Consider the following 12,291-nt stretch of genomic DNA (forward strand, 5'->3'; position numbering starts at 1 on the left):
AAAAAATGTCCCAAAGTCTTGCAACCGTGGCCTACCTGGGGGCGGCCATTCTTTTCATCCTCAGCCTGGGCGGCCTGTCCAATCCCGAAACCTCGCGCCGGGGCAATCTGCTGGGCATGGTCGGCATGGCGCTGGCCGTGCTGGCCACCGTGTTCGGCCCGCGCGTCAGCCCCTCGGGCATGGCCTGGATCGTCGGCGCCCTGGCCATTGGCGGCGGCATCGGCCTGTACGCTGCCCGCGTCGTCAAGATGACGCAGATGCCCGAGCTGGTCGCCCTCATGCACAGCCTGGTCGGCCTGGCTGCCTGCCTGGTCGGCTTTGCCAGCTATGTCGATACCGCCGTGCCTCTGACCGGTGTGGAAAAAACCATCCATGAGGTGGAAATCTACGTCGGCATCCTGATCGGCGCCATCACCTTCTCGGGTTCGCTGATCGCCTTCGGCAAGCTCAATGGCCGCATCGGCGGCAAGCCGCTGCTGCTGCCCGCCCGCCACTGGCTCAATCTGGTGGCGCTGCTGGTGGTGATCTGGTTCGGCAAGGAGTTCCTGGCCGCGCCCGACGTGCAATCCGGCATGGTGCCCCTGATCGTCATGACGGTGATCGCCCTGCTGTTCGGCATTCACATGGTCATGGCCATCGGCGGGGCGGACATGCCGGTGGTCGTCTCCATGCTCAACAGCTATTCGGGCTGGGCGGCAGCGGCCACGGGCTTCATGCTGTCCAACGACCTGCTCATCGTCACCGGGGCGCTGGTCGGCTCCAGCGGCGCCATCCTGTCGTACATCATGTGCAACGCCATGAATCGCAACTTCATCAGCGTGATTGCCGGCGGCTTCGGCGGCGGCGCACCGGCCAAGAAGGCGGCCGGCGGGCAACCGGCAGAACCACAGGGCGAAGTCGTGCCCGTCAGCAGCCAGGAAGCCGCCGAGCTGCTGCGCCAGTCCAAGGAAGTGGTCATCGTTCCCGGCTACGGCATGGCCGTGGCGCAGGCCCAGCACACGGTGTTTGAAATCACCCAGACCCTGCGCGAGCAGGGCGTGAACGTGCGCTTTGCCATCCACCCCGTCGCGGGCCGGATGCCCGGCCACATGAACGTGCTGCTGGCCGAGGCCAAGGTGCCCTACGACATCGTGATGGAGATGGACGAAATCAACGACGACTTCCCCGACACCGACGTGGCCATCGTCATCGGTGCCAACGACATCGTGAACCCCAGCGCCGCCGAAGACCCGGACAGCCCGATTGCCGGCATGCCGGTGCTGGAAGTGTGGAAGGCCAAGACCAGCATCGTCATGAAGCGCAGCATGGCCTCGGGCTACGCCGGGGTGGACAACCCGCTGTTCTACAAGGAGAACAACCGCATGCTGTTCGGCGATGCCAAGAAAATGCTCGACGAAGTGCTGGGGGCGCTCAAGGGCTGATCTGGTAGAAAACTGCTAAAAAAATAGCTGGTTGCGCTTTATTCATCGGTATTTCAGGGGTGAACAATCCTGAAATTCATGAATAGCAAGCGCAACCAGCTCTTTTTTTGGGGGGATAGAGGGCGGCAGCATCCGCCCCGTCAGCCCCCCGGTTACTGGGCAGCCACTTCGCCCATGTAGATTTCCACGCGGCGGTTCTGCGCCCGGCCCTGGGCGGTGGCGTTGGTGGCAATCGGCTCGCGCGAGCCACGGCCTTCGGTGTAGATGCGGGTGCCGTCCGCGCCCCGGTTGATCAGGTAGTTGCGCGTGGCGTTGGCGCGGTTGACCGACAGCGGGTTGTTGATGGCATCGCTGCCCGTGCTGTCGGTGTGGCCGATGATGTCCACCGTGTAGTTTTTGGTGTTGCGCAGCCCTTCGGCAAAGCGGTTGAGTACCGGGGCGAAGTTGCTCTTGATGTCGTAGCGGCCGGTGTCGAACGAAACGTCGCTGGGGATGTCCAGCTTCAGGCGGTTGTCCGCCGTCTGGCTCACGCCGATGCCGGTGCCCTGGGTGGCCGCTTCCATCTCGCGCTTGCGCTTTTCCATGTTGGCCGACCAGATGTAGGTGCCGATGCCCCCCACCGCTGCGCCGGCCACGGCGCCCACGCCCGCCTTGCCGCCGGTGGCCGAAGCAATGGCCGCCCCAGCGATGGCGCCCACGCCCGTGCCGATGGCCGTGCGCCGCTGGGTATCGGTCATGCCGCCAGTGTCGGCACAGCCGCCGATGGTCAAGGCTGCCACCAGGGCGGTGGCGGTAATCGTCATTGTTTTACGCATAAGACAGTCCTTTCGTCTGGCCAGATGGCTGGCGCTTCCAACACTGCATCGGCACGGCCCCGGGAGGCGGTCTGACTTGGCGCAAAATCGGCCCCCATGACCGCACTTTTTTTGCCCCGTGCCTTGCTGCTTTTGATTGTAGGCAGTTTGCTGGCTTGCTCCACGCCGCGCAAGGACAGCGTCACCATCGCTGACAAAGCGGCCCATCTGCCTTCGGGCATGGTGGCCGATACCGCCCCCCTGCCCTCGCCCATCGTCCGCGCCCAAAGCCGCTGGATTCCCGTGCGCTGGACGGAGCTGCCGGGTCTGGCCGAAGACGACATCCACCAGGCCCTGCAAGCCTGGCAGCACAGTTGCGAGAATCCGCCCGCTGCCCTGGCCGCGCTGTGCCCGGACATCCGGCGCCTGAGCCTGGCCAGCCCGCCGCAGATCTGGCACTGGTTGCAAACCCACATGCAGCCCTACCGGGTGGAAGACCGCAGTGGCCAGAGCAGCGGAATGCTGACGGCGTATTACGAACCGTTCTTCACTGCCCGGCGCCAGCCCGATGCGCAGTTCCGCTACCCGCTGTACGCCCCGCCGGCCAGTCTGGGCAGCCGCAAGCCCTGGTTCACGCGCCAGCAGATCGATACCTTGCCCCAGGTGCAAAGCGCCCTGGCCGGGCGCGAGATTGCCTGGCTGGACGACCCGGTCAAGGTGCTGATCCTGCACATCCAGGGGTCGGGCCGCCTGCTCATCACGGAACCGGACGGGTACCAGCACCAGATTCGCGCCGCCTTTGCCGCCACCAATGACCATCCCTACCGCAGCGTCGGCAAATGGCTGCTGGATCGCAATCTGGTGCGCGACGCTACCTGGCCGGGCATCAGCGCCTGGACGCAGGCCAACCCGCAGCGCGTGCAGGAAATGCTCTGGAGCAATCCGCGCTACGTCTTCTTCAAGGAGGAAACGCTGGATGAAGTCAGCAGCCACTTCGGTCCCAAGGGCGCCCAGGGCGTGCCGCTGACGCCGGAGCGTTCCATCGCCGTCGATCGCGCCAGCATTCCCTACGGCACGCCGGTGTGGCTGTTCAGCAGCGGCCCGACCCAGGCCTTGAGCCGGCTGGTGCTGGCCCAGGACACGGGCAGCGCCATCGTCGGCGCGGTGCGGGCCGACTATTTCATGGGCTGGGGCGAGGAGGCAGGGGAGGTTGCCGGGCGCACCAAGCAGGATTTGCGCCTGTGGGCGTTGTGGCCCAAGGGGGCCAGACCGTAGAACTGATAAAAAATAGCGCTTTGCGCTGATGAAAAAAGGATTTCAAAGGTAAAAGCCTCTGAAATCCTTTTTCTTTGAGCGCAACAAGCTCCTTTTTTTCATTCTTCTGCCAGCGGCGCCATGCCGCGCACCACCTTGCCGATCACGTCCATGGCAAAGCCCCGGCTGGCCAGAAAGCGCATTTGCCGGGCGCGTTCCTGGGGTGTGGCAGCAGGCTGGCCGAACTTGCGCTGCCATACCGCCCAGGCGCGTTGGTGTTCGCTGTCGCGCAGGGTTTCGGCGGCCTGGCGCACGATGGCTTCGTCCAGCCCTTTCTGCCGCAGCTCCTGCAACACGCGCTGGCTGCCCAGTTTCGGGGCGCGGCGGTACAGCACGGACTGGGCCACGCGCTCGGGCTGGATGAAGCCTTTGGCTTCGAGCTTGTCCAGTACGGCGGCCAGGTCTTCTGGCGGTGCATTGTCGAGGGCGGTATGGGCTGGGCCGTCGGCCTCATCTGCTTCCTGCGCCTCCCGCGTCTGGGGCTGCACGAAGCGTTGCAGCTTGCGCTCCAGCTCCAGGCGCGAATGCTCGCGTTGCGCGAGCAGGCGCAGCGCCCGGGCGGTCAGGCTCAGGGGCGCGGCAGCCATTACAGGATTACGCCATCCTCATCGACCTCGCCTTTTTTCGCCTTGGCCGGCTTGGCGGGTTTGTCGGCGCTATCGGCGGCGGGCTGCACAGGCGCGGCGGTGCGGGCGATGCCCAGGTGTTCGCGCACCTTGTTTTCGATTTCGGCGGCCAGCGCGGGGTTTTCTTTCAGGAATTCGCGGGTGTTGTCGCGGCCCTGGCCGATTTTTTCGCCGTTGTAGGCATACCAGGCGCCGGATTTGTCCAGCACCTTGGCCTCCACCCCCATGTCGATGATCTCGCCCATGCGGGAGATGCCTTCGCCGAACAGGATGTCGAACGCGGCGGTCTTGAACGGGGGCGAGACCTTGTTCTTCACCACCTTGACCTTGGTTTCGTTGCCGATGACGTTGTCGCCCTTCTTGATGCTGCCGGTGCGGCGGATGTCCAGGCGCACCGAGGCGTAGAACTTCAGCGCGTTGCCGCCGGTGGTGGTTTCGGGGCTGCCGAACATGACGCCGATCTTCATGCGGATCTGGTTGATGAAGATGACGGTGCAGTTGGTCTTCTTGATGGTGGCGGTCAGCTTGCGCAGCGCCTGGCTCATCAGCCGCGCCTGCAGGCCGGGCAGGGCGTCGCCCATTTCGCCTTCGATTTCGGCCTTGGGCACCAGGGCGGCCACGGAGTCGATGACGATCAGGTCGACCGCGCCGGAGCGCACCAGGCTATCGACGATTTCCAGCGCCTGTTCGCCGGTGTCGGGCTGGCTGATGAGGATGTCGCCCAGGTTCACGCCCAGTTTTTGCGCGTAGCCGGTGTCCAGCGCATGTTCGGCGTCGATGAAGGCGCAGGTGCCGCCGATTTTTTGCATCTCGGCAATCACCTGCAAGGTCAGCGTGGTTTTGCCGGACGATTCCGGGCCGTAGATTTCGATCACCCGGCCGCGCGGCAGGCCGCCGACGCCCAGGGCCACATCCAGCCCCAGCGAGCCGGTGGAGACGACCTGGATGTCCTCCACCGCTTCACCCTCGCCCAGTTTCATGATGGTGCCCTTGCCGAACTGCTTTTCGATCTGCGCCAGGGCGGCGGCCAGGGCTTTGGCTTTTTCGCCGGGGTCGGCGGCAGCAGCGGTGGCGGGGGTGCGGGCGGTGGCGTTCATGGGGAAACTCCTGGGAAGAAAAAATCAATTACTGGATGAATGACCAGTAATGTAAAACACGGAATCGCTATAATTTCGTCAGTTTGTTTGATTTTTAGGAAAACTGACCATGTCCAACGATGATGCCTGGCGCCAGACCCATCTGGGCCAATTGCTTGGCCACGCGCTACGCCAGTTCGATACCCAGGTGCGCCAGTTGATGGTGCAGGATGCGGCGGCGCCGCTGGCCTTGTCCAATCTGGCCGAGCGCGACAAGGTCAGCGCCGCGCACATCCACATGACGCGGCATTTGAGCCCCCAGGGCGACCGCCTGACCGACCTGGCCGACCGCGCCGGGATGAGCAAGCAGGCGATGGCCGACCTGATCGACCAGTGCGAGGCCTGGGGCTTGGTGGAACGCCGCCCCGACCCGCTGGACCGCCGCGCCAAGCGCGTGTGCTACACCGCCAGCGGTTTGCAGTGGTATCAAAGCTTTGCCCGCGCCACCGCCCAGGCCGAGGCCGAATTTACCGCCGCCGTGGGCGAGGAAGTGGCCACCGTGGTGCGCATTGCCCTGGAGATGTATGGGGCCGATGCGGGGCGGCCTGCGTAAATCGGTGCCAAACCAGATGCCGGATCAGGTGCCGAACGGTGGCGGGCCTGAAATGCCTTTATTCATAGCTGTTACCGCTGATATTCATTGGATTTCAAGGTGTTTTATCCTTGAAATCGTTTATTCATCAGCGGAAAAAGCTATTTTTATTCAGGCATGTTCAAAGTGGAACACCGCCCGGCTGGCGCACAGGTTGGGCAGGCGGCGCACGATCTGGCCGTTGTCCAGGCCGAAGGCGTCCAGGATGCGCAGGCGGTTTTTCGTGGCCAGCACCTCGAAATCCTTGTACGTGCCGACGCGGATGTTGGGTGTGTCGTACCACTGGTAGGGCAGGTGGCGCGTCACCGGCATGCGTCCGCGCAGCACGGACAGGCGGTTGGGCCAGTGCGCAAAATTGGGGAAGGCGACGATGCCGCTGCGCCCGATGCGGGCGGTTTCCTGCAACATGGTTTCGGCGTTGCGCAGGTGCTGCAGGGTGTCGATCTGCAACACCACGTCGAAGCTGTTGTCCTCGAACATGGCCAGGCCGTCTTCCAGGTTGAGTTGCAGCACGTTCACGCCCCGGCGCACGCAGGCCAGCACGTTGGCGTCGTTCAGCTCCACGCCGTAGCCGGTGCAGCCGCGCTCGCGTTGCAGAAAATCGAGCAGCGCCCCTTCGCCGCAGCCCAGGTCAAGCACCCGCGCCCCGGCGGGAATCAGGGCCGCAATGGCCTGCATGGTTGCGGTATCGCTCATACGCCCTCCTTGGCCAGTTCGGCGGCAATGTTGTCGAAATACGAGCGCATCACGCCCATGTAGCGCGGGTCGTCCAGCAAAAAGGCATCGTGGCCGTGCGGCGCGTCGATCTCGGCGTAGCTGACCTGCCGTCCGTTGTCGAGCAGGGCCTTGACGATTTCGCGCGAACGCTCCGGCGCAAACCGCCAGTCGGTCGAAAAACTGATGAGCAGAAACTTGGCCTGCGCCCGTGCATACGCCTGCGCCAGCTGCCCGCCGAAGCTGCGGGCCGGGTCGAAGTAATCCAGCGCCCGGGTAATGAGCAGATAGGTGTTGGCGTCGAAATACGTGCTGAACTTGTCGCCCTGGTAGCGCAGGTAGCTTTCGATCTGGAACTCGATGTCCTGCGTGCTGTATTTCAGCTCCAGCCCCTCGCGCAGCTGACGTCCGAACTTCTGGTTCATCACATCGTTGCTCAGGTAGGTGATGTGGCCGATCATGCGGGCGATGCGCAGCCCCCGCGCCGGCACCACGCCGTGCCGGTAGAAGTGGCCGCCGTGAAAATCCGGGTCGGTCACGATGGCGCGGCGGGCCACTTCGTTGAAGGCGATGTTCTCCGCCGTCAGGTTGGGCGCACTGGCCACCACCACGGCGTGGCGCATGCGTTCGGGGTATTGCAGCGTCCACGACTGTGCCTGCATCCCGCCCAGGCTGCCGCCCAGCACGGCGGCCAGTTGCGTGATGCCCAGGCGGTCGAGCAGCCGCGCCTGGGCGTTCACCCAGTCCTCCACCGTCACCACCGGGAAATCCGCGCCATACACCGTGCCGGTGTCCGGGTTCACATCCTTCGGCCCGGTCGAGCCGAAGCACGACCCCAGGTTGTTCACGCCGATGACGAAGAACTTGTTCGTATCCACGCTCTTGCCCGGGCCGATCATGTTGTCCCACCAGCCCTCGCTTTTCTCCTCGTCCTGGTACACCCCGGCAACGTGGTGCGAGGCGTTCAGGGCGTGGCAGACCAGCACGGCGTTGGATTTGTCCGCGTTGAGCTGGCCGTAGGTCTCGTAGACCAGTCGGTAATCCCGGATGCTGGCGCCGCTTTGCAGCGGCAGCGCCTCGGGGAAATGCATGGTTTGAGGTGTGGCGATGAAGGACATAAAAAAACCCGGCATCGCTAAAAACGAGGCCGGGGCGAACGAGGGAATGTTGCGTCGGACGGGTCTTTAGCTGGATTTATAAAGCGCCCGCAAGCTGGTGCAAATCGGCGCGAAAACGGCAAGCGCCCATCATACTCCAAGCGTCGGCGACAGCAGGGCCAGCACCCCCAGCGCCGCAAAGATGGCCGCCGAAACGCCATGCACCAGCCGGATCGGTACCCGGCGCACCAGTTTGTTGCCCAGCCACACCACCGGCGCATTGGCCAGCAGCATCCCCAGCGTGGTGCCCAGCACCACCCAGACGAAGGCCTGGTACTGCGCCGCCAGCATCACCGTGGCGATCTGGGTCTTGTCGCCCATCTCGGCCAGGAAGAAGGCCACCGTCGTCGTTAGCAGCACGCCCCAGCCTGGGTGTTCCTGCACGCCTTCGTCGTCGAGCTTGTCGGGCACCAGCATCCACAGCGCCATGGCGATGAACGACAGGCCCAGCACCCAGCGCAGCATGTCCGGCCCCAGCCACTGCGTCACCCACACGCCCACGGCGCCGGCCAGGGCGTGGTTGGCCACGGTGGCAATGAAAATCCCCGCCACGATCGGCCACGGTTTTTGAAACCGCGCGGCCAGCACCAGGGCCAGCAACTGGGTCTTGTCGCCCATCTCGGCCAGCGCCACGACAAAAGTTGAAATCAGTAAGGCTTCCATAGCGGGGCGCATTGTGCTTGCGCCAGATCACCCCTGCGGCACACAGTTTTAAACAGGTGTTGTATGGAACATGAATTGTTAAAAAAACCTGTAAAAGCGTTGTGGACATCCCTGATAATGGCCGCGCTCTCAGCGTGCAGTGGCACAAGAGCGAGTGCGTTTGCGTCTCTACCGTGTCTGTGTGATTCTGGCCAGGACTCCATCGCGTTTCTTTTTTTCTTTCAGGAGTCCCGTCATGGGCAACAAACTTTACGTAGGCAACCTGCCTTACTCTTTCCGCGACCAAGATCTGGAACAGACCTTCGGCGCTTTCGGCTCGGTGCAAAGCGCCAAAGTCATGATGGAACGCGACACCGGCCGCTCCAAGGGCTTCGGCTTTGTGGAAATGGGCAGCGATGCTGAAGCCGAAGCCGCTATCGCCGGCACCCACGGCCAGAACTTCGGTGGCCGTGATCTGGTGGTGAATATCGCCCGCCCGATGGAAGCCCGTCCCCCCCGTTCCGGCGGCGGCTTCGGTGGCGGCAATGGCGGTGGTTACAACCGTCGCAGCAGCTACTAAGCGCTTGCTTTAAATCAAAAAAAGAGCCGAACAGGCTCTTTTTTTATGCCTGGATGCGACATTTTCGGGCAAATCCGGCTTTGCCGCCTGGGCAATTTATGCTTTGATGGCCGCCCAGTCAGCCGCCTCCTCTCTTCTGCGGCAGGCAGTTTTTCAGGAGCGGTTCATGGACAACAAGCTGTACGTGGGCAATCTTCCCTATGCCCTGCGTGACAACGATCTGCAACAGGTTTTCAGCCCCTTCGGCAGCGTCACCAGCGCCAAGGTCATGCTGGAGCGCGATACCGGGCGCTCCAAGGGGTTCGGTTTCGTGGAAATGGGCGACGCCGCGCAGGCCCAGGCGGCCATTGCGGCCCTGCACGGGAAGGAGCTGGGCGGGCGCAGCCTGGTGGTGAACATCGCCCGCCCCATGCAGCCGCGCCCCCCGCGCCCGGCCAATAGCCCGCGCAACGGTTTTCGCAGCCCCTACAGCACGGGCCCGCGCCAGCAGCAGCGCACGCTGTAAACAGGTTCTAGCGTTTTTTGGGCTGCACGACGCCGCGCACCTGGCCTTTCAGCAGGGCCACCTGGCTGACGTTGTCATATTCCAGACTGTTCCCCGTAAACCGGTTGCTGCCCCGGGTCAGCACCACCGGCAGGTGGGAGCGCACCCGCTCCTGCTGCGGCCAGGCGTGCAGGAACTGGCCTTGCAGCAGCAGGGCCGGCTTGCCGTCGGGGTAGCTGCGTTCGACCCGGGCATCGCCCCACAATTGCACTTCCGTGCCATCGCCGTTGCTGATGCCGCGCTGGGCGGAGCTGGTGGTCACCACCGCCTGCGCCCCCAGGCTGCGCGTGCGCACCTGGTCGATTTCCAGAATGTCCGCCTTCAGGTAGTGCCGCGCCCGCTGGCCCCATAGCTGGCTGGTCAGGCTGCCGTCGGCGGCAAACTGCTGGGTGGAGAAGTCTTCCACCGTGTAATCGAGCTGGTCATCGGCCAGCACCGTCTGCTGCACCGGTTGCGGCCTGGGGGCCGAGCGCACCAGCCACCAGCTGCCCAGGGCCAGCAGCCCCATCAGCAGCACCGGCAGGTACAGGTTCACCCGGTCGGTCAGCGTGGTCTTCATGGCAGGTACTGCTCCAGCAGGCGGCGGTACTGGCCGCTGGCCACCAGCAGCAGGTCGCACAGCTGGCGCACTGCGCCCTGGCCGCCGGCCAGGCTGCTGACCCAATCGGCCTGGGCCAGATTTTCCGGATGGGCATTGGCCGGGGCGCAGGCCAGGGCGCAGCGGCGCAGCAGGGGCAGGTCGGGCCAGTCGTCGCCCATGGCTGCGGCCTGCGACCATTGCAGGCCCAGAGTGTCCAGAATCTGCTGGGCGGCGGGCAGCTTGTCCTCGGTGCCGAAGATGGCGTGCTGCACCCCCAGCTGGCGCAGGCGCAGGCGCAGCGGGGCGCTGTCCCGCCCGGTCACCACGGCGGGGGTGATGCCCGCCTGTTGCAGCAGCTTGATGCCGTGGCCGTCCAGGGTGTGAAAGCGCTTGAGCGTCTCGCCCGCCTCGCTGAAATACAGCCCGCCGTCGGTCAGCACGCCATCGACGTCGAAGAACACCACGCGCACCGCCTGTGCCTTGAGCAGCAGAGCGGGCGGAAAATCGAGCGCGGGGGCGGTCATGGTGGGGGACATGGCGTATTTCCTCTCAGATCACTTTGGCCAGCATCAGGTCGCGGATATGCACCAGTCCGGCCAACGTTCCTGCGGGGTCGACCACCACCACGCTGGTAATGCCGTGCTGCTCCATCATTTGCGCCGCCTGGGTGGCCAGCACGTGGGGGGCGATGGTGCGCGGGTTGGGGTGCATCAGGTCCTGCGCTTTGGCGTGGCGCACATCGGCGCCCTGCTCCAGGCGGCGGCGCAGGTCGCCGTCGGTAAAAATGCCCAGCACCCGGTCGTCGGCATCGACGACGATGGCTGCGCCCAGGTTTTTCGCGCTCATTTCGCGCATCAGGGTGAAAAAATCGTCCTGCGCCTGCACCCGGGGCAGCTCGGCGCCGCTGCGCATGACGTCGCGCACATGGGTCAGCAGCCGCCGTCCCAGCGAGCCGCCGGGGTGGGAACGGGCGAAGTCCTCGGCCTGGAAGCCCCGGGCATCGAGCAAGGCCGTGGCCAGGGCGTCGCCCAGCGCCAGCTGCACCGTGGTGCTGGCCGTGGGGGCGAGGTTGAGCGGGCAGGCTTCGCGTTCCACGCTGGTGTCCAGCACCCAGTCGGCGTGCTGCGCCAGGGTCGAGGCGCGGTTGCCGGTCATGGCGGCAACGTGTACGCCCTGGCGTTTGAGCGGAGGCAGCAGGTCGGTGATTTCATGGCTTTCCCCGCTGTTGGACAGGGCCAGCACCAGATCGCCGCCGCGCACCATGCCCAGGTCGCCATGGCTGGCCTCGGCGGGATGCACAAAAAACGCCGGCGTGCCGGTGGAAGCCAGGGTGGCCGCAATCTTGCGCCCGACATGGCCGCTTTTGCCCATGCCCATGACGATCACCCGGCCGCGCAGAGCCAGGATGGCCTGCACCACCGCAACGAAGCTGCCGCCCAGTCGCTGGTCGAGGGCCTGCAGCGAGGCAATTTCAATTTGCAGGGTTGCCCGGGCCGTTGCCAGGGCCTGGGCGCCGTTCAGTTCAGGAGCGTGGGGGATGCCATCAGTCATAACCGGCAATTTTAGGCGGTGGGCGCGGCGCTACACTCGCAGGCGCCTTTTTGCTTTTGTTCACTCACGGGCTGCCCCATGTATTCCTCCAGCGTTCACGATTACCTGCGCGACCATATCCGCACCGTTCCCAACTGGCCTGCGCCCGGCGTGCAGTTTCGGGACATCACCCCGCTGCTGCAGGACCCCAAGGTCTTTCGCGTGCTGATTGATGCCTTCGTCCACCGCTACATGGACAGGGATTTGCGCCCGGACGTGGTGGCCGGGCTGGATGCGCGGGGCTTCATCATCGGCTCGGTCATTGCCTACGAGCTGGGCGTCGGTTTCGTGCCCATCCGCAAGAAAGGCAAGCTGCCCTTCACCACGGTAGAGGAAACCTACGAGCTGGAATACGGCAGCGCCACCGTCGAGCTGCACACCGATGCCGTGCAGCCGGGCGACAAGGTGCTGCTGATCGACGACCTGATCGCCACCGGCGGCACCATGATGGCGGGCAAAAAGCTGCTGGAAAAACTCGGCGCCACCGTCATGGAAGGCGCCGCCATCGTCGATCTGCCCGAACTGGGCGGTTCGCACCTGCTGCAAACCGTGGGCAAGCTGCCCCTGTTTACCCTGGTGGATTTTGCGGGTCACTAGGATG

Annotated in this window: 15 protein-coding genes; 6 read left to right on the top strand and 9 right to left on the bottom strand. The window is 64.6% G+C overall.

What is annotated here, in order from left to right:
* Nucleotides 1-5: 5 nt before the first annotated feature.
* Nucleotides 6-1,421 carry a Re/Si-specific NAD(P)(+) transhydrogenase subunit beta gene (pntB, locus tag ACFO3A_RS04915; protein ID WP_377724497.1) on the top strand — a complete coding sequence of 472 codons (1,416 nt, stop codon included), beginning with the start codon at nucleotides 6-8 and terminating at the stop codon, nucleotides 1,419-1,421.
* A 152-nt stretch (nucleotides 1,422-1,573) separates the two neighbouring features.
* Here the strand turns inward: pntB and ACFO3A_RS04920 are convergent, their stop codons facing one another.
* Nucleotides 1,574-2,236 carry a YiaD family glycine zipper/OmpA-like lipoprotein gene (locus tag ACFO3A_RS04920; RefSeq protein ID WP_377724499.1) on the bottom strand — a complete coding sequence of 221 codons (663 nt, stop codon included), beginning with the start codon at nucleotides 2,234-2,236 and terminating at the stop codon, nucleotides 1,574-1,576.
* A 96-nt stretch (nucleotides 2,237-2,332) separates the two neighbouring features.
* Here ACFO3A_RS04920 and mltA point away from each other — a divergent pair, with 96 nt between their 5' ends.
* Complete coding sequence (gene mltA, locus ACFO3A_RS04925; protein WP_377724501.1) at nucleotides 2,333-3,490, top strand: murein transglycosylase A; 1,158 nt, start codon at nucleotides 2,333-2,335, stop codon at nucleotides 3,488-3,490.
* A 98-nt stretch (nucleotides 3,491-3,588) separates the two neighbouring features.
* On the opposite strand, the gene ACFO3A_RS04930 is transcribed toward mltA, so the two are convergent.
* Complete coding sequence (locus tag ACFO3A_RS04930; RefSeq protein ID WP_377724503.1) at nucleotides 3,589-4,116, bottom strand: regulatory protein RecX; 528 nt, start codon at nucleotides 4,114-4,116, stop codon at nucleotides 3,589-3,591.
* The gene (recA, locus tag ACFO3A_RS04935; protein ID WP_377724505.1) at nucleotides 4,116-5,252 is read right to left on the bottom strand and encodes a recombinase RecA; all 1,137 of its coding nucleotides are present in this window, start codon (nucleotides 5,250-5,252) and stop codon (nucleotides 4,116-4,118) included. Before recA ends, ACFO3A_RS04930 begins: the two co-directional genes overlap by 1 nt.
* A gap of 109 nt (nucleotides 5,253-5,361) precedes the next feature.
* Here recA and ACFO3A_RS04940 point away from each other — a divergent pair, with 109 nt between their 5' ends.
* A complete protein-coding gene (locus tag ACFO3A_RS04940; RefSeq protein ID WP_377724507.1) occupies nucleotides 5,362-5,844 on the top strand; it encodes a MarR family winged helix-turn-helix transcriptional regulator in 483 nt (160 codons plus the stop codon).
* Between the two features lie 150 nt (nucleotides 5,845-5,994).
* Here ACFO3A_RS04940 and metW read toward each other — a convergent pair whose 3' ends face one another.
* From metW to ACFO3A_RS04955, 3 genes are all read right to left on the bottom strand, one after another.
* A complete protein-coding gene (metW, locus tag ACFO3A_RS04945; protein WP_377724509.1) occupies nucleotides 5,995-6,579 on the bottom strand; it encodes a methionine biosynthesis protein MetW in 585 nt (194 codons plus the stop codon).
* Nucleotides 6,576-7,715: a homoserine O-succinyltransferase MetX gene (gene metX, locus ACFO3A_RS04950; protein WP_377724511.1), complete on the bottom strand. Its 1,140-nt coding sequence runs from the start codon at nucleotides 7,713-7,715 to the stop codon at nucleotides 6,576-6,578. The genes metW and metX overlap by 4 nt, the downstream gene beginning before the upstream one ends.
* 129 nt (nucleotides 7,716-7,844) lie before the next feature.
* Nucleotides 7,845-8,417, bottom strand: coding sequence for a TMEM165/GDT1 family protein (locus tag ACFO3A_RS04955; RefSeq protein WP_377724513.1), 573 nt, complete (start codon nucleotides 8,415-8,417; stop codon nucleotides 7,845-7,847).
* A 235-nt stretch (nucleotides 8,418-8,652) separates the two neighbouring features.
* Here ACFO3A_RS04955 and ACFO3A_RS04960 point away from each other — a divergent pair, with 235 nt between their 5' ends.
* Entirely contained in the window at nucleotides 8,653-8,976 is a 324-nt protein-coding gene (locus ACFO3A_RS04960; RefSeq protein ID WP_377724515.1) for an RNA recognition motif domain-containing protein, read from the top strand.
* Between the two features lie 166 nt (nucleotides 8,977-9,142).
* Nucleotides 9,143-9,481, top strand: a complete 339-nt coding sequence (locus ACFO3A_RS04965; protein ID WP_377724517.1) for an RNA recognition motif domain-containing protein — start codon at nucleotides 9,143-9,145, stop codon at nucleotides 9,479-9,481.
* 7 nt (nucleotides 9,482-9,488) lie between these two features.
* On the opposite strand, the gene lptC is transcribed toward ACFO3A_RS04965, so the two are convergent.
* From lptC to ACFO3A_RS04980, 3 genes are read right to left on the bottom strand one after another with little or no spacing between them, the layout of a single operon-like run.
* Nucleotides 9,489-10,079 carry an LPS export ABC transporter periplasmic protein LptC gene (gene lptC, locus ACFO3A_RS04970; RefSeq protein ID WP_377724519.1) on the bottom strand — a complete coding sequence of 197 codons (591 nt, stop codon included), beginning with the start codon at nucleotides 10,077-10,079 and terminating at the stop codon, nucleotides 9,489-9,491.
* A complete protein-coding gene (locus tag ACFO3A_RS04975) occupies nucleotides 10,076-10,636 on the bottom strand; it encodes a KdsC family phosphatase (protein ID WP_377724522.1) in 561 nt (186 codons plus the stop codon). Before ACFO3A_RS04975 ends, lptC begins: the two co-directional genes overlap by 4 nt.
* Nucleotides 10,637-10,649: 13 nt before the next feature.
* A complete protein-coding gene (locus tag ACFO3A_RS04980) occupies nucleotides 10,650-11,651 on the bottom strand; it encodes a KpsF/GutQ family sugar-phosphate isomerase (RefSeq protein ID WP_377724525.1) in 1,002 nt (333 codons plus the stop codon).
* A 78-nt stretch (nucleotides 11,652-11,729) separates the two neighbouring features.
* On the opposite strand from ACFO3A_RS04980, the gene ACFO3A_RS04985 reads away from it, so the two are divergent.
* A complete protein-coding gene (locus ACFO3A_RS04985) occupies nucleotides 11,730-12,287 on the top strand; it encodes an adenine phosphoribosyltransferase (protein WP_377724526.1) in 558 nt (185 codons plus the stop codon).
* Nucleotides 12,288-12,291: the final 4 nt, after the last annotated feature.

The organism is Comamonas nitrativorans (assembly GCF_042654765.1).
Lineage (GTDB): Bacteria > Pseudomonadota > Gammaproteobacteria > Burkholderiales > Burkholderiaceae_C > Comamonas > Comamonas nitrativorans.

Bases quoted from the DNA above. Each gene is read 5' to 3' on its own strand.
- pntB (WP_377724497.1), top strand. From the start codon at position 6: ATGTCCCAAAGTCTTGCAACCGTGGCCTACCTGGGGGCGGCCATTCTT.
- ACFO3A_RS04920 (WP_377724499.1), bottom strand. From the start codon at position 2,236: ATGCGTAAAACAATGACGATTACCGCCACCGCCCTGGTGGCAGCCTTG.
- mltA (WP_377724501.1), top strand. From the start codon at position 2,333: ATGACCGCACTTTTTTTGCCCCGTGCCTTGCTGCTTTTGATTGTAGGC.
- ACFO3A_RS04930 (WP_377724503.1), bottom strand. From the start codon at position 4,116: ATGGCTGCCGCGCCCCTGAGCCTGACCGCCCGGGCGCTGCGCCTGCTC.
- recA (WP_377724505.1), bottom strand. From the start codon at position 5,252: ATGAACGCCACCGCCCGCACCCCCGCCACCGCTGCTGCCGCCGACCCC.
- ACFO3A_RS04940 (WP_377724507.1), top strand. From the start codon at position 5,362: ATGTCCAACGATGATGCCTGGCGCCAGACCCATCTGGGCCAATTGCTT.
- metW (WP_377724509.1), bottom strand. From the start codon at position 6,579: ATGAGCGATACCGCAACCATGCAGGCCATTGCGGCCCTGATTCCCGCC.
- metX (WP_377724511.1), bottom strand. From the start codon at position 7,715: ATGTCCTTCATCGCCACACCTCAAACCATGCATTTCCCCGAGGCGCTG.
- ACFO3A_RS04955 (WP_377724513.1), bottom strand. From the start codon at position 8,417: ATGGAAGCCTTACTGATTTCAACTTTTGTCGTGGCGCTGGCCGAGATG.
- ACFO3A_RS04960 (WP_377724515.1), top strand. From the start codon at position 8,653: ATGGGCAACAAACTTTACGTAGGCAACCTGCCTTACTCTTTCCGCGAC.
- ACFO3A_RS04965 (WP_377724517.1), top strand. From the start codon at position 9,143: ATGGACAACAAGCTGTACGTGGGCAATCTTCCCTATGCCCTGCGTGAC.
- lptC (WP_377724519.1), bottom strand. From the start codon at position 10,079: ATGAAGACCACGCTGACCGACCGGGTGAACCTGTACCTGCCGGTGCTG.
- ACFO3A_RS04975 (WP_377724522.1), bottom strand. From the start codon at position 10,636: ATGTCCCCCACCATGACCGCCCCCGCGCTCGATTTTCCGCCCGCTCTG.
- ACFO3A_RS04980 (WP_377724525.1), bottom strand. From the start codon at position 11,651: ATGACTGATGGCATCCCCCACGCTCCTGAACTGAACGGCGCCCAGGCC.
- ACFO3A_RS04985 (WP_377724526.1), top strand. From the start codon at position 11,730: ATGTATTCCTCCAGCGTTCACGATTACCTGCGCGACCATATCCGCACC.